Annotated in this window: 1 protein-coding gene; it reads left to right on the forward strand. The window is 34.4% G+C overall.

Going from position 1 to position 540, the window contains the following annotated elements; translation table 11 throughout:
- Positions 1 to 540 (forward strand): DUF4885 family protein (locus H8S17_RS16375; protein ID WP_186867911.1); only part of this gene is annotated, 540 nt, incomplete at both ends.

Below are 540 nucleotides of genomic sequence, written 5' to 3' on the forward strand. Positions count from 1 at the left end.
GAGGAAGATCGTTTCGTACAAAAAGTTTTGCAGGAGCATTATGATAAAGTGTACAAAGAAAATTTGTCTCATTCTGATCCAATGGCATATATCGAATCAAAATATTGTGATGTGACCTCACCTAATTTTTGCTCATATATGACAGAAGATCAGCGTTCCATAGCTTACCGCAATGAGAAAAGAATGTTACAAACAGGAGGAAAATATTCGGCTGGATTTGCCCGGTATGATTATGCATTAAGGAATTACAAGGATGTATATACAGGTGGTTCAAGAAGTATAGGTTATATACGCAATACTGACAAGGAAAAGCAATATGCAAGAAGTGTTGTAAATCAGCAAATTTCAAATCTGTTTTCAAAGAATGGAATAGCCTTATCAAAACAAGCAGATTTGATATTTTCTATTGATCCATATACATATCAATTAACAGTGTCGGGAAATGCAGATAGAGACACATTATCGCAGATAGAAAAATTGCTGAATGAAGGAGATAATGCAAAAAATATTTGGACGCATGCGTGGATTTGTATGCATGAT

It is taken from the genome of Roseburia zhanii, assembly GCF_014287635.1.
GTDB lineage: Bacteria > Bacillota > Clostridia > Lachnospirales > Lachnospiraceae > Roseburia_B > Roseburia_B zhanii.